The sequence below is a fragment of the Burkholderia sp. Z1 genome (assembly GCF_014893795.1).
Lineage (GTDB): Bacteria > Pseudomonadota > Gammaproteobacteria > Burkholderiales > Burkholderiaceae > Burkholderia > Burkholderia theae.
The window spans coordinates 925,886-942,922 of record NZ_JACFYL010000003.1 but is presented as its reverse complement, the minus strand read 5'-3'; the positions used below and the strand labels follow the sequence as shown (position 1 = coordinate 942,922).

Here is a 17,037-nt window from a genome sequence, read left to right as displayed (position 1 = left end):
TGGTTGGGGCCGCGATGGCCGGGTCTCTCAGGGGGCGCCGTGCCCCGGCGCGTATCGTACCTCACGGGCGGCGCGTTGCCGTCGTGCGGCGGCCCGGCTTGCGCGTCACGCGCACACGCTGCTTGCGACGCCGCCTTCATCCGCATCGCCGATCGCCGCGCGCAAGTCGTCGATCGCCACCATCAGTTCGCGGACCTGCCGCAACGACGGATATTGATGCAGCACCGCATGCCATTGCGGCAGCGTCAGCAGCGCGTGCCAGATGACGCCGAGGCCGCCCGGATCCGCGTCCGGCTGCTGCGCAAGCGCGCTCGCGTATTCGAGGCTCGCGGACGCCGACAGCAGCTGCATCCGGCTCGCGGCACCCAGCAAGCGCGGCGTCGCGTCGGCGGACGCGTCGCAGCAATAGAGCACTTCCCGGTGCAGCGCCGCGTCGTCGGTCGTCAATGCATGGAGCGATGCGCCGTGCACGCGCACCGTGCCCTGGTGCGTCTCGAACGAATAGACCGTGTCCGGGTCGGCCTGCGCGAGCAGGTTCAGGCCGCGCAGCAGGCGCGGCAAATCGGTCGTCGCGGCATCCGCGGACGCTTTCGCCTCGACGAGGAAACGAACGTTCCAGATGGGCGCCGCTTCGTCGCCGCGCGGGCGTTCGAGCAGGATCGCGTCCCATTCGGTTTTTGCGCGGTCGTGCCGGCCCGGTATCGACGACGGCACGCGCATCGACGTGACCACGCGGTACGTGCGCCGCTCGTCCACCGCGTCGAGCCTGCCGGCCAGTGCCTCGAGCACCTGCGCAGCCAACGCTTCGACAGCCGCGCCGCGCTGCTGCGAAGCCGCACCCTGCGCGACGGCGATCGTGCTGCCTTCGAGCGGACCCTGGCGAACCCATAACGCGCGGTATCGGCGGACGTGTTCGTCCGATGCCAGCGCGTCGACGCGCAGCATGCGTTCGAGCGCGGGGCTGTCTTTCAGCTTGACGATGTCCTGCTCGAACGCGGCGTCAGTTGCCATGTCGGGCAGCGCGAGCAACGCCTGCAGCGTTGCATGAAGATCGGCCCACGACGCGGAAGTGGCGGCCGCATGCAGCCGCGCGAGCCCGTCGCGTTGCCACGCCTGCGCGCTGCGCTCGAGCTTGGCCGGGTGCGCGATCGCGTTGACGGCCGAGTGCAGCGCGCGCCGGTCCTGATCGGCGTGCGCGGACAGCGACGCGTATTCGCGCACGCTCGGTGCATCGTGCCGCAGCACCGCGGCCTGAAACGCGGGATCGCCGGATCGCGTATCCACGGCGTCGCGGATCATCCGCGCGAGTGCATCGACGAAGCGCTGCTGCAATTCCGCGCCGGGAGACTGGCCGTCGCCGCGCATGCGGCGCGCTTCCTCGATCGTCGTCGCCAGGACGGTGGCCGGGTTCGTGGCATCGGTCAGCGACGACGTGCTGTCGAGCGGCGGCAGGCGGTAACGGCGCGGGACGGTGCGCAGCGTTTCGTCGAGCAGGGCAGGAAGCGGTGTCAGCGACATGTCGGTTATCGGGGTGAGCGCGATTCGCATGCCCGGGGTTCGGGCCGGGTCGCGCGATGATGTGCAACGTTATCACGACGGATCGGGTCGAGCCGATGGCGATGGGGTTGCGGCGGCGCGGGACGCGATCGCATGCAACATCAGTCGCGCGCAAAGTCCTTGGTCAATGTCTCGATCGTCAGGTTTTCGTCTCGCGGCATGCCGACGCCGGCGTCGAACGGGTAGCGCATCAACTCGCCGGTTCGCGTGTAACCGCGGCGCAAATAGAAGTCGATCAGTTCGTGACGCACCGACAGGACGACCATGACAGCCTTCCCGATGTTCCAGTGCCGGCGGGCGAATTGCTCGGCCTCGTTCAGCAATGCTTTCCCGAGTCCGTGGTCCTGCATGGCCGGCGATACGGCCAGCGTACCGATGTAGGCCGCGTCTCCGGTTGCCTTGACTTCGATGCAGCCGGCAATGCGTCCTTCCACCTCCGCGACCAGCAATACGGAATCCGGTGCCTGCAACGTATCGACGAGCTGGGACGACGTAATCCGCGGGCCTTCGATGATCGCCGCTTCGTGCGTCCATCCGGCCGCGGTTGCAGTCGGGCGGTACGCTGCATTGACCAGTTGAACGAGTGCGTCGACGTCGTGTTCGTTCGCTGCTCGGTAGCGGGCGGGGCCCTTGATCGCGCCGGTCGTTTCACCCATTGAATCACTCCGTTTTCGTTGCCGCGGTTCATCCTGAACGTCACGTCAGCCAAGGATATATGAACCGCCGAACGAAGCCGGCATCCGTCAGGTGCGGCCGATCACACGGCAATCCATATTTCGCATCGCGCTGAAGCGTTCACGCCCGGCCGCCGACATAATCCGCTCATGCGACCCGAAGTGAACCGGGCCGATCCCAATCTCGCCACGGACCGCGAACGCGAGCGACCCGACATGCAGCCAGCCGTGCCCCGCAGCCATCCCGCCGTCGCCGATCTGCTCTTGCTCCTGACGCTCTCGACGTTATGGGGGGCGTCCTACACGTTCATCCGGATCGGCGTCGCAACGATTCCGCCGCTGACGCTGATCGCCGCGAGGACCTTGATCGCGGGCTCGGTGCTGCTGCTGTGGATGCGCATCCGGCGCATTCCGATGCCGCGCGACCTCGCGGTCTGGCGTCGCTTCGTCGTGCAGGCGCTGTTGAACAGCGTCGTTCCGTTCACGCTGATCGCGTGGGCCGAACGTTCGGTTGAAGCCGGTCTCGCGACGATCCTCAATTCCGCGTCGCCCGTGCTCGCGTTTGTCGGCACCTGGCTGATCACCCGCCACGAACCACTGACGTCGCGGAAGCTGTTCGGCGTCGTCGCGGGGCTGGTCGGCATCTCGCTGGTGGTCGGCGTCAGCGCGTTCGACGGACTCGGCCGGCAACTCGTCCCGCAACTGGCGATCGTCGCGGCGACCGTCTGCTACGCGGGCGCGGCCATCTACGGGCGGTCGTTCAACGGGTTGTCGCCGGCGGCGCCGGCTGCCGGCTCGCTCATGGTCGGCGCGATCGTGCTGGTGCCCGCCAGCATCGTCGTCGACCGACCGTGGACGCTTCATCCGTCGTGGCAATCGCTGCTGGCGCTGACGGCGCTCGCGGTCTTCTCGACGGCGCTGGCGTTCGTCATCTACTTCCGGCTGGTCCAGACGCTCGGCTCGGTCGGCACGACAGCGCAAGCCTATCTGCGGGTTCCGATCGGCGTCGGCATCAGCATCGTGCTGCTCGGCGAGTCGCTGTCGGTGTCGGCGTGGCTGGGGCTCGGATGTGTGGTCGCGGGCGTGGCCGCGATGACGCTGCCGTCACGCAAGGCCGGGCAGCAACGCACCTGACGGCGATAACGAAGCGGGCCGCGCGCATCACGCCGTCAACGTCACCGACAGACTGCCGAGCTCGCCGAAGCGGACCGTCAGCGCATCGCCGAGCGGCACGTCGATCGCGCCCGCGTACGAGCCCGTCGTGACGATCTGACCGGCGCGCACGGCATCGCCGCGCGACGCGAGGAAATTGACGAGCCACACCAGCGGCTTCAGCGGATCGCCGTCCGGATGGCGGCCGTCGATCGCGCGGTTCAGTGCGCCTTCGAACGACAGCGCCAGCGTCGCGAGCGGCACGTTGAGCCCGTCGTGCACGACCGGGCCGACGCACAGCCCCTGGTTGAACTGTCCATCGGCCAGCAGCTCGAATTTCGACGCGCGCGCCGGCTCCGCGTAGCGGCAGCCGAGCACCTCGAGCACGATGCGCACTTCGCGGATCGCGTCGCGCACGTCCTGCTCGTCGTACGGCTGCTCGCGCGCGGGCAGGTCGCGATCGAGCACGAAGGCGATTTCCGGTTCGATCCGCACGATCGGCCCGCCGACGACGCGGTACGGCGCATCGGCTTCGCGGATCGTCGACGCGAAGATCGGCGCGAGGATCACGCGATCGGGCGGCGGCAGCGCGCATTTCCATCCGCCGACGGGTTCGCCGAGCAGGTCGGCAACGCGCTGCTGGATCGCGAGCGCGGTGTCGACGTCCTCGGGACGCAGTGCATCGGGCAACAGCGGGCCGGGCGAGCCGGCATGGCGGGCGGCGACGAGATGCTGGGCGGCGCCGTCCACGCGTTCGGTAGTCGTTGTCATGTCGGTTGAGCGAGTTGAAGGTGAGCCGGCAAAAAAGGGCCGGACGAAAGTCGCACATTCGATGATAGCGCCTTCGGCACGATGATCGCTCGATCCGGTCGCGCATGGGCGGCTCGCGCCCGCCACGGCACGCCCCCGGGATATCCCCTAGACGATCGATTCACCCCGGCGCTTGCAAGCCGGGCACGTTGTACGACACAATAGGGAAAACGCTTTCCCAAATGAATCGAACGACGGGAAACGCGGGCTTCCAGCGCGACGGAACACGGCCGCACGCCGCATGTCACTGGCCGTGCGCAACGATTCAACAACAACGTGGAGACAGCAGATGTTCAACAGGCTTCGAGCGGCAACTTTCGCAGTCCTTTCAGTGCTGGCGGCGCAGGTGTGCGCCGCGCCGGTCACGCTCGACGTGACGGGCTGGAAGGGCGGCGGTGCCGAGCCCGCCAACATGGCGGCGCTGATCGCAAAGTTCGAGAAGGAAAACCCCGACATCAAGGTCAAGTTCGAATACATGTCGCGCAACGACACGACGACGGTCGTGTCGTCGCGGCTGCAGGGCGGCAACGGGCCCGACGTGCTGATGGTCGACCGCGAGCTGATGCGGCAGTGGCAGGGCGCGCATCAGCTGCTGGACCTGAGCGGCGAGAAGTGGGTGCCGACGATCTGGCGCGGCGTGCGCGGCCACACGCAGATCGGCGGGAAGACCTACATGTTGCCGATGGAGCTGGTCGGCATCGGCCTGTTCGCGAACCTCGACCTGTTCAAGCGCGCGGGCGTTGCGACGGTGCCGACCGACGTCGACCAGTTGAAGGCCGCGTGCGGGAAGCTGGCGGCGGCCGGCATCACGCCGATGCTGCTGCCCGCGAAGGAAGGCTGGGCACCGGCGGCGCTCGTGATCGCGTCCGGGCTGGCGGCAGGCGGCGGCGACGCGGATGCACGTGCCGAATCGTTCGTCGGCGCGGGCAGCACACGCTTCGCGGCCGATCCGGCGTTCAAGCAGTCGATGGCCGCGCTGAAGGTCCTCGCGGACGCGAAGTGCTTCGTGCCGCGCCTGAACAATGGCGTGAGCGCGTGGAGCACAGGGCTCACCGAGTTCCAGGCCGGCCGCGTCGCGATGATGCCGCAGGGCGCGTGGAATATCGCGAAGTTCAGCGCGACCAAGGGGCTCGCGTTCCAGTTCGCGCCGCTGCCCGCGCTCGTGCCCGGCAACGGGCCGGTCGCGCTCGACATGCTCGGCACCGCGTGGGCGGTCAACGCGGCGTCGCACCAGGCCGACGCCGCGAAGAAGTGGCTCGCGTTCTGGGCGCGCCCCGACAACGATCGTCAGTTCCTCGACGCGGAAGCCGCGTTCAGCCCGTTCGAGGGCGGCACCGACGCGATGCCGCCGCAGGCGCAGCCGTACGCGGCCGCGCAGAAGAACGGGCACGTCGTGCTGTATCCGAAGGGCGTGTGGGCCGGCTCGCTGTTCACGGCGATCTGGAATTCGATGTCCGCGTATTTCCTCGACATCGGGCAGGACCCGGCGAAGCTGCTCGCCCGCTGGGATGCGGCCGCGCGATGAACCGCCGCTCCGCTGACATGTGCCGTGCCGCGCGAGGTCGCGCGGCACGATTCGACGAAGGAGGTGCGCGATGAAGCGCAACCGGACCTTGCTGTGGTGCGCCGTTCCGGCGCTCGCGCTGTACGCGCTGCTGAGCCTGTACCCGCTGTTCAAGGCCGCGCGGATGAGCCTGACGGATTTTTCCGGCGTGGGCGACGCGCACTGGATCGGGCTCGCGAACTATGCGGCGGCGTTTCGCGATCCGGCGAGCCTGCATACGCTCGTCGTCACGTTCGCGTACGCGGCGATCGTCGTGATCGTGCAGAACGGGCTCGGGCTGCTGTTCGCGGCGCTGCTGTTCTCGCTGCCGCGGCTGCGCGGCGCGTTGCGCGTCGGGCTGCTGGTGCCGAGCATGTTCTCGGCGGTGATCGCCGGGTTCGTATGGGAATACCTGTACTCGCCGCTCGGCGGCGGCATCAACGAGCTGCTGCATCTCGTGCATCTCGACGCGCTGCAGCAGGTGTGGCTCGGCGATCCGTCGGTCACGCTGCCGGCCGTCACGGCCGTGCATGTGTGGATGTACGTCGGTTATTCGACGGCGATCTTCCTCGCCGGCTACCTGAACATTCCGTCGGAGCTGCACGACGCGGCGAAGCTCGACGGCGCGAACGCATGGGTGCGCTTCACGCGCATCGACCTGCCGCTGCTCGCGCCGGCCTTCACCGTGAACATCACGCTGAGCACGATCGGCACGCTGAAGACCTTCGAGCTGCCGCTCGTGCTGACCAACGGCGGGCCGGACGGCGCGACGACCACGCTCGGGCTGCAGATCTTCCACAGCCTGTTCAACGACTACAAGTTCGGCTTCGCGAGTGCGCTGTCGATGATCATGCTCGCGATCGTCGTGGTGGTCGCCACCACCCAGAACACGATCCTGCGCCGCCGGGAGGACAACCTGTGAACGTCATCCGTCAACGCTTTCATGCGGACCGTCCGGCTGCCGGCACGTCGGGCGGCGGGCTGCGCGCGGGCACGCTGCTGCGCCGCATGCCGGGGTTCGCGCGGCTGGTGGCCGCGATCGCGATCGTCGCGATCGTGCTGCTGCCGACGATCTACATGGTGCTGATGTCGCTGCGCACCGGCGACGACATCATCGCGCGCCCGCTCGGGTTGCCCGACCACGTGTTCTTCGGCAACTACGCGGCCGTGTTCACGCAGATGAACTACTGGCGCAGCGTCGCGAACACGATCGGCATCACGCTCGCGGTCACGCTGCTCGTCGCGCTGCTGTCGTCGCTCGCGGCCTATCCGCTGGCGCGCGTGAAGGGCCGGCTGTCGACCGCGGTCTACATCGTGCTGACGCTCGGCCTGACGATCCCGATGTTCGTCAGCCTGACGCCGCTCTACGTGCTGTTCCGCGACCTGCACCTGCTCAATACGTATCTCGGCGTCGTGCTCGCGTACACCGTGCAGAGCCTGCCGCTCGGCGTGTTCTTCTACACGAGCTTCCTGAAGCGGATTCCGCTCGAGCTGGAAGAAGCCGCGGTGATGGACGGCTGCAGCCCGCTGCAGGTGTACTGGTACATCGTGCTGCCGCTGCTGCGGCCGATCACGGGCACGCTCGCGATGTTCGTCACGCTGTCGGTGTGGAACGACCTCGTCTATCCGCTGCTGTTCCTGACCGACTCGTCGAAGTTCACGATCACGGTCGCGGTGTTCCGCTTCATCGGCACCAACGACATCGATCCGACCAAGCTGTTCCCGGCGGCCGTGATGGGCACGCTGCCGCTACTCGTGCTGTTCTTCCTGCTCCAGCGCAGGATCGTCGCGGGCATCACGGCCGGCGCGGTCAAGGGGTGAAATCATGAATCCATTCGAATCGCTCGACGGCCGCGTGGTCGTCGTCACGGGCGGCGGCGACGGCATCGGCCTCGGCATCGTCGAGGTGCTCGCGTCATGCGGCGCGCGGGTCGTCGTCGCGGAAAAGAACGCCGCGCGCGCCGACGCCGTGCGCGAACGGCTCGGCAGCCGCGACGCGCTGTTCGTCGAGACCGACGTCGCCGACCCGGCGAGCGTCGCCGCGCTGTTCGAGCGCGTCGACGCGCATCACGGCCGGCTCGACGGGCTTGTGAACAACGCGGGCATCACGCTGCACGGCCCGTTCGACGCGTTCTCGCTCGACGACTGCGATCGCCTGTACCGCACCAACCTGCGCTCGATGTTCCAGTGCGCGCAGCTCGCGGCGCCGCGCATCGCGCGTGCGGGCGGCGGCGCGATCGTCAACATCGCGTCGAATCATGCGGGCGCGAGCGTGCCGGGCTTCGAGATGTACGCGGCGACCAAGGGCGGCATCGTCGCGATGTCGCGCGCGATGGCGATGAGCCTCGCGCCGCAGCGCATCCGCGTCAACACGCTGAGCCCCGGCTTCACGCTGAACGCGCCGATCGGCGCGGCGCTCGAGCGCGATCCCGCGCTGCTCGACGCCTATCGCGCGCTGCATCCCGCGCAGCGCATCAACGAGCCGGCCGATATCGGCCGGATCGCCGCGTTCCTGCTGTCGGACGCGGCGACCGGCATCGCCGGCGCGGATCTCGTCGCCGACAACGGCATGTCGGCACTGCTGTTCAACCGCACCCGTTCCTCCACATGAAGATCACCGAAATCGAAACATTCGCGGTCGCGCCGCGCTGGCAGTTCGTGAAGGTCAGCACCGACGAAGGCCTGGCCGGCTGGGGCGAGCCGATCGTCGAAGGGCGCGCGGCCACGACCGCGGCCGCCGTGCACGAACTCGCCGACTACCTGATCGGCCGCGATCCGCGCCACATCGAGGACCTGTTCCAGGTCATGTACCGCGGCGGCTTCTATCGCGGCGGCCCGATCCTGACGAGCGCGATCTCGGGCATCGAGCAGGCGCTGTGGGACATCAAGGCGCGCGCGCTCGGCGTGCCGGTCTATGACCTGCTCGGCGGCCCCGTGCGCGACAAGGCGCGCGTCTATGCGCACGTGAAGGGCGACAAGCCCGACGAGATGGCCGCGAATGCGCGGCAACTCGTCGAGGCCGGCTACACGGCGCTGAAGATGGGCGTCGTCAACGCGACCGACTGGATCGAATCGCCGGCGGCGATCGATCGCGCGGTCGCACGCTTCGGCACGGTGCGCGACGCGATCGGCAAGGAAGTCGGGCTCGGCATCGACTTCCACGGTCGCGTGCGCCGCCCGGTCGCGAAGGCGCTTGCGAGGGCGCTAGCGCCGTTCGACCCGATGTTCTACGAGGAACTGCTGCTGCCCGAGCACAACGACGCGTTGCGCGAAGTCGCGCGCGATTGCGCGGTGCCGCTCGCAACGGGCGAACGGCTGTTCACGCGCTGGCAGTTCAAGGAGTTGCTGCAGGAAGGCGTCGTCGACATCGTGCAGCCCGACGTGAGCCATACGGGCGGCATCTGGGAGCTGCGCAAGATCGCGGCGATGGCCGAGGCGTACGACGTCGCGGTCGCACCGCATTGCCCGCTCGGGCCCCTGACGCTCGCGGCATCGCTGCAGATCGATTTCTGCACGCCGAACGCGTTCATTCAGGAGCAGTCGACCAATGTGGCCTATCACGACGACAACGCGATGTACGCGTACACGCGCGGCATTCCGTTCGCGTTCGACGCCGGTTACGTGGGGCGCCCGGATGCGCCGGGGCTCGGCGTCGAGATCGACGAGGAGAAAGTGAGGGCAGCCGCCGCGACGGGGCACCGCTGGCGCAACCCGGTGTGGCGCCGCGAGGATGGTTCGGTCGCCGAATGGTGAGCGACGGAAACGGACGAGGAGAAACCCAATCATGGCAAGTGTGTCGCTCAAACAGATCCGCAAGCGCTACGACGACGGCGCGGACGTGATCAAGGACGTCAGCCTCGATATCGAGGATGGCGAATTCATGGTGTTCGTCGGGCCGTCGGGCTGCGGCAAGTCGACGATGTTGCGGATGCTGGCGGGGCTCGAGGAGATCACGTCGGGCGACCTGCTGATCGACGGCCGCCGCGTCAACGACGTGCCGGCCGCGAAGCGCGGGCTCGCGATGGTGTTTCAGAACTACGCGCTGTATCCGCACATGACGGTGTTCGAGAACATGGCGTTCGGGCTGAAGCTCGCGGGTGTCGACGCGGCCGAGACGCGCACGCGCGTCGGGCAGGCGGCCGAGGCGCTGCGGTTGTCCGCGCTGCTCGAGCGCAAGCCGAAGGCGCTGTCGGGCGGCCAGCGGCAGCGCGTCGCGATCGGCCGCGCGATCGTGCGCAAGCCGGGCGTGTTCCTGTTCGACGAGCCGTTGTCGAACCTCGACGCGGCGCTGCGCGGCGGGATGCGGCTCGAACTCGCGCGGCTGCATCGCGAGTTGGGCAGCACGATGATCTACGTGACGCACGACCAGGTCGAGGCGATGACGCTCGGCGACCGCATCGCGGTGTTCAACGGCGGGCGCATCGAGCAGGTCGGCTCGCCGCTGTCGCTGTACGAGCAGCCGGCGAACCACTTCGTCGCGTCGTTCCTCGGCTCGCCGTCGATGAACTTCCTGCCGTGCCGCGCGCACGGCGGCGCGGACGCGCCGCGCTACGACGTGCCGGGCGGCTCGCTCGCGGCGACGCCCGGCGCGTCGCGCGCGTGGCCGTCGGGCTCGCTGCAGCTCGGCATCCGGCCCGAGAACATCGCGGTTGGCGCGCCCGGCACGGGCCTCGACGGTCGTGTCACGCATGCCGAGCATCTGGGCGACGCGACGATCGTCTATGTCGAGCTCGCGGGCCACGACCGGCCGCTGTCGGTGCGGCAGAACCGCGACGCTTACGCGGTCGTTTCGGGGCAGCCGGTCGGCGTGCGCATCGACATGCGCCACGCGCACTTCTTCGACGACGCGGGTCGCGCGCTCTGAGTCCGGCCTGGCCGGCAGGGTCCGCCCGCCGCACCGGCGGGCGGCCGAACGCATGCATAGAACAGAATTTCGATGACGACAATAAAACTGGTACAGGGCGCGAACGCGATCCTGGGAGAGGGCCCGCTCTGGTGCGAACGCTCGGCATCGCTCTACTGGATCGACATCAAGCGCACCGCGCTCTACCGCTATACGCCCGGTCAGGGGCAGACGGGTTTCTGGCTGCTGCCGGAGCTGGCCGGCTGCGTCGCGGGCGTCGACGACGGTCGCTTGCTCGTCGCGCTGAAGAGCGGCCTGCACCTGTTCGATCCCACGCCAGGCACGCTCGAACGGCTGGCCGACGCCGCGCATGCGCGGCCGTCGCTGCGCTACAACGACGGCGCGGTCGATGCACGCGGCCGCTTCTGGGTCGGCACGATGGCCGACGACGGCGACGGCCCGGGCGATCTCCATTGTTTCGAGCACGCACGCGCATCGCGCGTCGCGGTGGCCGGGTTCGCATGCGCGAACGGGATGGGCTGGAGCCCGGACGGCACGACGATGTACGTGACGGATTCCGGACGCCGCACGATCTTCGCGTACGACTTCGACGTCGCGGCCGGACGGCTGTCGAACGCGCGGCCGTTCGCGACGTTCGGCGACGCGCGCGGCGTGCCGGACGGGCTCGCGGTCGATGCGGAGGGCGGCGTGTGGTCGGCGATCTGGGACGGCTGGCGGCTGCATCGTTATGCACCGGACGGCGCGCTCGACGCGGTCGTCGAGATGCCGGTGCAGCGGCCGACCAGCGTCGCGTTCGGCGGCGCCGATCGCGCGACGCTGTTCGTCACATCGGCGTCGGTCAACGTGAGCGCGGACGGGCTGCTGCGCGGGCCGCTCGCGGGCAGCCTGTTCGAGACGCGCCCGGGCGTGGCCGGGCTCGAACAGCATTGCGTCGCGCGCGCGTGGCTGGGCGAAGCGGTCGCGGCCGCGCCGCGTTGATCAGCGGGCGGGTTGTCAGCGGCGGCGCGCGTCGCGCGGCCGCACCGTCGATTCGCGGACCACGAGCCGCGCCTCGAGCATCGTATGCGGGTCGGGCGACTTGCCCGCGAGCGCATCGAGCAGCGTCGTCATCGCGACTTCGCCCGCGCGTTCGGTTTCGGTGTCGATCGAAGTCAGCGTGGGCGACGTGAGCTTGCCGAGTTCGAGGTTGTCGAAGCCGCACACGGCGACGTCGTGCGGGATCGCGATGCCGAGCCGTTCGGCTTCCTTGATGAAGCCGGCCGCGATCATGTCGTTGTAGCAGATCACCGCATCGGGCGGCTCGGCGGACAGCATCACCGACGCGCACACGCGCTCGCCGTCGGCGACGGTGGCGCGCGGCACGCTGAACGTGCGCAGCGGCAGCCCGGCACGCGCGAGCACCTGCTCGGCGCCGGCGCGGCGTTCGTCGTCGCCGCGCGCGTTCGGCAGGCTGATGTACGCGAAGCGCTGGTACTTCTCCATCAGCAGGTGCTGCCCGAGCATCTCGCCCGCGCGCACCGGATCGGAGTGCAGCGTGAGCAGGCCGTCGCGCGGCGCGGAGCCGACCGCGACCACCGGCTTGCCGAGGCTCGCGGTCCAGCGCAGGTCGTCGTCGGGCATGCTGGTGTTCAGGATCAGCCCGTCGACGCGCCGGCTCAGCTTCGTCAGCGCCGGCCGTTCGCCCTTGCGGTTCTCGTCGGCATCGACGATCAGGACGACGAAATCGTTGCGCTGGGCGATCCGGTTCACGCCCTTGACCATCGCGGTGAAGTACGGGTTCAGGATGTCCTGGATCACGACGCCGACCGCGCCCGTCTGGCCGGTGGCCATCGAGCGCGCGAGCGGGTTCGACTCGTAGCCGAGCTGCTCGATCGCCTCGGCGATGCGACGCTCGACGTCCGGCGAGAAGCGCTTCGTCTTGTTGATGAACTTCGAGACGGTTCCGATGGAGACGCCTGCGGCGGCAGCGACTTCGTTGATCTTGGCCACGATGAAAGTGAGTGTCAGTGCATTTTGCCGGCGAGCATAGCATGCGCGCCGGCGGTGGCGACCGCGCGGCGACAGGGCAGGCGTGCCGCGCGATCGGACTCGGTAGTATCCCTTGGGGGACCAGAATTTTCTTGAAAAAGCGCCATCGCGCATCGACAATGAAAGCGCTTTCCCTTTTCGCGAGCATAGCACGCGCGCATTCCGTTCGAGACGTATCGGAAAACGACGCACGACAACCGCCGCGAAATTTTTTTGCTTGAGAGGGAAAGCGTTTTCCCAATCAAATGAGACGTGAACGAAAAGAAGGAGGAGATCTTGATGCGACAGTATGGGTGGATCGCGGCGCTCGCCCTGGCGGTGCCGGCGGTGGCGCAGGCCGAATCGAGCGTCACGGTGTGGGGGCGCGTCGGCGGCGACGTGCAGTACCTGAGCGGCGTGCAGAACGGCCCGCATTCGACGGGCTCGCGTTTTTCGGAAGGCAACGACTGGGGGACGAGCATCCTCGGCTTCACGGGCAAGGAGGATCTCGGCGGCGGCAACCAGGCCGTGTTCTGGCTCGAATCGGCGATCAACGCGGCGAACGGCAACTACGGCGGCGGCGTGCTGTTCCAGCGCGGCGCGTGGGTCGGGTTCAAGAACGAGCGTTATGGTTTCCTGCGGCTCGGGCAGGGCTCGTTCATCAACAGCTATATCTGGTCGTACGATCCGCTGCTCGAGGAGAACTATTCGGTCGAGTCGCTGACGTCGTACCGGAACGGCCCGAAGCTGTCGAACGGGATCCGCTACGAATCGCCGAAGTTCGGCGGCTTCTCGTTCGCGCTGCAGGCGAACCTCGGCAACAGCTCGAACGGCTGGCTGCGCGGCTCGCCGAACAACGTGAACGCGACGGGCCTGTCCGACGGCGCGACGGTGGCCTACACGCACGGCGACTTCGAGGTGCGCGCCATCTGGAACGAGATCCGCAACCAGTACGGCCGCGAGGACAACCTGTTCACCGCGTCGCAGGAAGCGTTCATCGGCGTGCGCGAGCGCTTCGGCCCCGCGCTGGTGCAGCTCGGTTATACGCGCTACAGCGCGCCCGATACGCCGGCCGGCCTGTCGCGCACCGCGAACTACTACTGGGGCGGCCTGACGTACGACGCGACGCCGTTCCTGCATCTGCAGGGCGCCGTCTATTCGATGAAGATCGACGCGGGCCAGTGGACCGCCGATCACAGCGGCGAAGGGCGTTCGACGATCATCGGCCTCGGCACGATGTACGACCTGTCGAAACGCACGTTCCTGTATGCGACGGCCGCGCACGTGTTCAACAGCGCGAATGCGAACCTGGGCGTGAACCCGCAGTCGCCGGGGCTCGGCAACGGTAACGGGCTCGGTGCGTCGCCGATGCCCGGGCACGGGCAGACGGGTGTCTACGCGGGGATTGAGACGCTCTTCTGATGCAGGCCGAACGAAGCAGCGAGTCGCAACCGTCAAACAGAGGAATCCTATGCAAGATGCTGAACCACGACACGACGCGCCACGCCCGTTGCCGCGCCTGATCGCGCTCGACTGGGGCACCACGTCGCTGCGCGCGTACCTGATGGCGGACGCGCGAACCGTGCTCGACGAGCGGGCCGCGCCGAAGGGCGTGATGCAGATAGGTGGTGCGGGCGTCGCGATCGCGGACGCTTGCGATGCGGCCTTCGAGGACGTGTGCGGCGCATGGCTCGATGCGTGGCCCGCGTTGCCGGTGGTCGCGGCCGGCATGGTCGGCAGCGCGCAGGGCTGGCGCGAGGCGCCGTACGCGGACGTGCCGATCGACGCGGAACGGCTCGGCGCGTCGCTGCAGGCGGTGCGTGCGCGGCGCGGCGCGACCGTGCACATCGTGCCGGGGCTGATCCAGCGCGGCGAACTGGCGAACGTGATGCGCGGCGAGGAGACGCAGATCGTCGGCGCGCTGCATGCGGGCGGCACCGCGCACGCATCGGCGTCGCCGCGCTGGATCGGGTTGCCGGGCACGCATTCGAAATGGGTGGCCGTGCGCGGCTCGCGCATCGAGCGCTTTCGCACGTTCATGACGGGCGAGCTGTACGCGCTGCTGTGCACGCACAGCCTGCTCGGCCGCACGATGCGGCCGTCGGCCGGGTTCGCGCAAGCGGCGTTCGAGCGCGGCGTGCGCGCCGCGCAGGCCGGCCATGCGACGGGGTTGCTCGCGACGATCTTCGGCAGCCGCGCGCGGCTGCTGGCAGGCGAACTGGCGCCCGACGAGCAGGCCGACTACCTGTCCGGCGTGCTGATCGGTCATGAACTCGCGGGGCTGGCGGCCGAAGACGGCGGGCCGGCCGGCGCGGCAAGCGCCGATGCGCCGCGACCGATGCTGATCGGCGACGCCGCGTTGTGTGCGCGTTACCGGCACGCGGCATCGCTGTTCGGCTGGCCGGCCGTCGACACGATCGACGGTGCGGCGGCAGCCGGCCTGTGGGTGCTGGCCGAGCGGGCGGGGCTGTTGCCCGCGGCAAGCGAAGGGGCACCGGTTCGTCTCGACGAACCGGCTGCCGGAATGGGCGGCCGGCGTGCGGATCGACTTGCGGTCGATCCGATGCCGGATCACGAATGCAATATTTCGGGAGACTGACTTTGAAACACTGGAAGATTGTCGCAGCGCCGTTGATCGGCGCGCTTGCCGCGTGCGGTGGTGGAGAATCGCCGGACGGCGTGGCGGGGCAGCAGCTTGCCGCCGCGCCGGCGGCCGGACAAGCGGCCGGGCAGGCGACCGGCGCGATGCCTGGCACGCTGCACGTCGACTGTTCGCTCGTTGCAACCGGAACGGGATCGGCCGCGCCGGTCGGCACCGCGGCGCATCCGATCAACGATCTCGCGACGCTGAACCGGATCGTGCTCACACCCGGCACGCACGTGCGCTTCAAGCGCGGCACGACCTGCAACGGCAGCTTTTCGCCCGCACCGGGCAGTTCCGGCGCGGCCGGCGCGCCGATCGTCGTCGACGCGTACGGCGACCCGAAGGCACCACGGCCCGTCATTGCGGCCGGCTGCACGGATGCGACAGCGGACCCCGACCAGTCGATCACCGAGCAGCACAAGACGCCGAGCGGGTTCAGCGGTTATTACTCGCTGTGCAAGTCGGACAACCCGGTCGTGAACCGGGCAGCCATCTATCTTTACAACACGCAGTACTGGGAGATCCGTTCGCTGGAGCTGACCAACGATGCGTCGACGCCCGGCGGGCGCCTCGGGTTGTACGTGCGGCTCGAGGATTACGGTACCGGCAGCCACTATCACGTCGACGACGTGTACGTGCATCACGTTCGCGGCTATCTGCACGACGTCGCCGGCAATACGGTCGGGTCGTACAAGACGACCGGCGGGATGCTGTTCGAGGTGACCCGCGACAACGAAGCGGTCGGCACGAAGGAGAAACCGACCAATTTCGACGACGTCGCGGTCGAGAACAGCGAAATCTACAACGTAGACGCGGTTGCGCTGTCGACCCGGTCCGCGTGGATGTGCCGAGAGGGCGGCGCGCCGTGCGGCGACTATCCGCCGTACAAGGGCAATCCGGCCTACCTCACGAATCCGGCCACGCATGCGGCGTCCGATTATTTTCCGATGACGCGTGTCGTGTTCCGCAACAACCTGCTCCATAACGTCGGCGGCGACGGCATCATCGTCCGCACGGCCAGCGCGCCGAAGGTCGAGGCAAATCACCTGTTCGACATCTGGATGCGTGCGCCGGGCAATAGCGCCGGTGCGTGGGCGATCAACACGGACGATGCGCTGTTCCGGTACAACGAAGTCAATGGCGTGCGGCTCCAGAACAATATCGAAGCCGGCGACGGGATGGCGTTCGACGCCGATCTCGGCACGCGGAACACGCGTGTTGCCGCGAACTTCAGCCACGACAACGACGGCGGCCTGATGCTGTTCTGCGGATGCGGTTCCGACGGACTGGGCCACGTCGCGCAGGAGACGGGCGCGGTCGTCGAAAACAACCTGAGCCTGAACGACAAGCGGCGGATCATCTCCGCCGCCGGTTCGGACCAGTCCGTCGTGCGCGACAACGTCGTGATTTCGCGCACGCCGGGCCTGGTGACGCCGATCGTCGAGAACCTCAGCTACGCGAACGCGTTCCAGGTGACGGGCAACCGCTTCTATAACGCATCGGATAGCGGCGCCATTTTCCGCACGAAGAATCCGCAAGGCAGTTACGCGAACATCGTGTGGAGCGGCAACACGTACTTCGGTTACGCGGCGGATGCCGAGTTCACCGGGCCGAACTATCGGCATGGCGCCGAGCCCGATACGGTTTTGCCGTTCGGCGGACAGGATGTGGATGCGGTCGCCGGCGAATGGTCGCGGGCCAGCGGGTTCGACAAGCACAAGTACCGCGCGCCGCACGCGCGATGACGGGATGGGCGCCGCGCGTGCGGCGCCCGGTCGCAGGCCGA

The 17,037-nt window shown here is 68.4% G+C and carries 15 protein-coding genes; 11 read left to right on the top strand and 4 right to left on the bottom strand.

Annotation, left to right across the window (positions count from 1 at the left end):
• Positions 1-105 precede the first annotated feature (105 nt).
• Positions 106-1,518 carry a 3-deoxy-D-arabino-heptulosonate 7-phosphate synthase gene (locus H3H55_RS36290; protein WP_193102936.1) on the bottom strand — a complete coding sequence of 471 codons (1,413 nt, stop codon included), beginning with the start codon at positions 1,516-1,518 and terminating at the stop codon, positions 106-108.
• Between the two features lie 140 nt (positions 1,519-1,658).
• Positions 1,659-2,213 carry a GNAT family N-acetyltransferase gene (locus H3H55_RS36285; protein WP_193102935.1) on the bottom strand — a complete coding sequence of 185 codons (555 nt, stop codon included), beginning with the start codon at positions 2,211-2,213 and terminating at the stop codon, positions 1,659-1,661.
• Positions 2,214-2,447: 234 nt separating this feature from the next.
• Between H3H55_RS36285 and H3H55_RS36280 the strand changes: the two genes are divergently transcribed.
• Entirely contained in the window at positions 2,448-3,365 is a 918-nt protein-coding gene (locus H3H55_RS36280) for a DMT family transporter (protein WP_193102934.1), read from the top strand.
• A gap of 27 nt (positions 3,366-3,392) precedes the next feature.
• Here the strand turns inward: H3H55_RS36280 and H3H55_RS36275 are convergent, their stop codons facing one another.
• A complete protein-coding gene (locus H3H55_RS36275) occupies positions 3,393-4,154 on the bottom strand; it encodes a 2-keto-4-pentenoate hydratase (protein WP_129517906.1) in 762 nt (253 codons plus the stop codon).
• Positions 4,155-4,482: 328 nt separating this feature from the next.
• Between H3H55_RS36275 and H3H55_RS36270 the strand changes: the two genes are divergently transcribed.
• The 7 genes from H3H55_RS36270 to H3H55_RS36240 all read left to right on the top strand — a co-directional run bounded on the left by H3H55_RS36270 (position 4,483) and on the right by H3H55_RS36240 (position 11,578).
• Positions 4,483-5,718, top strand: a complete 1,236-nt coding sequence (locus H3H55_RS36270; RefSeq protein ID WP_193102933.1) for an ABC transporter substrate-binding protein — start codon at positions 4,483-4,485, stop codon at positions 5,716-5,718.
• A gap of 70 nt (positions 5,719-5,788) precedes the next feature.
• Positions 5,789-6,658 carry a carbohydrate ABC transporter permease gene (locus tag H3H55_RS36265; protein WP_011349624.1) on the top strand — a complete coding sequence of 290 codons (870 nt, stop codon included), beginning with the start codon at positions 5,789-5,791 and terminating at the stop codon, positions 6,656-6,658.
• Positions 6,655-7,557: a carbohydrate ABC transporter permease gene (locus H3H55_RS36260; protein ID WP_193102932.1), complete on the top strand. Its 903-nt coding sequence runs from the start codon at positions 6,655-6,657 to the stop codon at positions 7,555-7,557. The genes H3H55_RS36265 and H3H55_RS36260 overlap by 4 nt, the downstream gene beginning before the upstream one ends.
• A gap of 4 nt (positions 7,558-7,561) precedes the next feature.
• Positions 7,562-8,347 carry an SDR family NAD(P)-dependent oxidoreductase gene (locus tag H3H55_RS36255; RefSeq protein WP_193102931.1) on the top strand — a complete coding sequence of 262 codons (786 nt, stop codon included), beginning with the start codon at positions 7,562-7,564 and terminating at the stop codon, positions 8,345-8,347.
• Positions 8,344-9,489: a galactonate dehydratase gene (gene dgoD / locus H3H55_RS36250; RefSeq protein WP_193102930.1), complete on the top strand. Its 1,146-nt coding sequence runs from the start codon at positions 8,344-8,346 to the stop codon at positions 9,487-9,489. The genes H3H55_RS36255 and dgoD overlap by 4 nt, the downstream gene beginning before the upstream one ends.
• Positions 9,490-9,520: 31 nt before the next feature.
• Positions 9,521-10,600, top strand: a complete 1,080-nt coding sequence (locus H3H55_RS36245; protein ID WP_193102929.1) for an ABC transporter ATP-binding protein — start codon at positions 9,521-9,523, stop codon at positions 10,598-10,600.
• A 72-nt stretch (positions 10,601-10,672) separates the two neighbouring features.
• The gene (locus H3H55_RS36240) at positions 10,673-11,578 is read left to right on the top strand and encodes an SMP-30/gluconolactonase/LRE family protein (RefSeq protein ID WP_193102928.1); all 906 of its coding nucleotides are present in this window, start codon (positions 10,673-10,675) and stop codon (positions 11,576-11,578) included.
• Positions 11,579-11,593: 15 nt separating this feature from the next.
• Here H3H55_RS36240 and H3H55_RS36235 read toward each other — a convergent pair whose 3' ends face one another.
• A complete protein-coding gene (locus tag H3H55_RS36235) occupies positions 11,594-12,589 on the bottom strand; it encodes a LacI family DNA-binding transcriptional regulator (RefSeq protein ID WP_319022359.1) in 996 nt (331 codons plus the stop codon).
• 318 nt (positions 12,590-12,907) lie between these two features.
• Between H3H55_RS36235 and H3H55_RS36230 the strand changes: the two genes are divergently transcribed.
• Genes H3H55_RS36230 through H3H55_RS36220 form a run of 3 tightly spaced genes read left to right on the top strand, consistent with a single transcriptional unit; the run spans position 12,908 to position 16,996 of the window.
• Positions 12,908-14,029 carry a porin gene (locus H3H55_RS36230; RefSeq protein WP_193102927.1) on the top strand — a complete coding sequence of 374 codons (1,122 nt, stop codon included), beginning with the start codon at positions 12,908-12,910 and terminating at the stop codon, positions 14,027-14,029.
• Between the two features lie 49 nt (positions 14,030-14,078).
• Complete coding sequence (locus H3H55_RS36225) at positions 14,079-15,206, top strand: 2-dehydro-3-deoxygalactonokinase (RefSeq protein WP_193102926.1); 1,128 nt, start codon at positions 14,079-14,081, stop codon at positions 15,204-15,206.
• Positions 15,207-15,208: 2 nt separating this feature from the next.
• Complete coding sequence (locus tag H3H55_RS36220; RefSeq protein WP_193102925.1) at positions 15,209-16,996, top strand: hypothetical protein; 1,788 nt, start codon at positions 15,209-15,211, stop codon at positions 16,994-16,996.
• Positions 16,997-17,037 lie beyond the last annotated feature (41 nt).

Coding starts and splice junctions, on each gene's coding strand:
- H3H55_RS36225 (WP_193102926.1), top strand. CDS start 14,079: ATGCAAGATGCTGAACCACGACACGACGCGCCACGCCCGTTGCCGCGC.
- H3H55_RS36240 (WP_193102928.1), top strand. CDS start 10,673: ATGACGACAATAAAACTGGTACAGGGCGCGAACGCGATCCTGGGAGAG.
- H3H55_RS36275 (WP_129517906.1), bottom strand. CDS start 4,154: ATGACAACGACTACCGAACGCGTGGACGGCGCCGCCCAGCATCTCGTC.
- H3H55_RS36245 (WP_193102929.1), top strand. CDS start 9,521: ATGGCAAGTGTGTCGCTCAAACAGATCCGCAAGCGCTACGACGACGGC.
- H3H55_RS36270 (WP_193102933.1), top strand. CDS start 4,483: ATGTTCAACAGGCTTCGAGCGGCAACTTTCGCAGTCCTTTCAGTGCTG.
- H3H55_RS36255 (WP_193102931.1), top strand. CDS start 7,562: ATGAATCCATTCGAATCGCTCGACGGCCGCGTGGTCGTCGTCACGGGC.
- H3H55_RS36290 (WP_193102936.1), bottom strand. CDS start 1,518: ATGTCGCTGACACCGCTTCCTGCCCTGCTCGACGAAACGCTGCGCACC.
- H3H55_RS36265 (WP_011349624.1), top strand. CDS start 5,789: ATGAAGCGCAACCGGACCTTGCTGTGGTGCGCCGTTCCGGCGCTCGCG.
- H3H55_RS36280 (WP_193102934.1), top strand. CDS start 2,448: ATGCAGCCAGCCGTGCCCCGCAGCCATCCCGCCGTCGCCGATCTGCTC.
- dgoD (WP_193102930.1), top strand. CDS start 8,344: ATGAAGATCACCGAAATCGAAACATTCGCGGTCGCGCCGCGCTGGCAG.
- H3H55_RS36285 (WP_193102935.1), bottom strand. CDS start 2,213: ATGGGTGAAACGACCGGCGCGATCAAGGGCCCCGCCCGCTACCGAGCA.
- H3H55_RS36230 (WP_193102927.1), top strand. CDS start 12,908: ATGCGACAGTATGGGTGGATCGCGGCGCTCGCCCTGGCGGTGCCGGCG.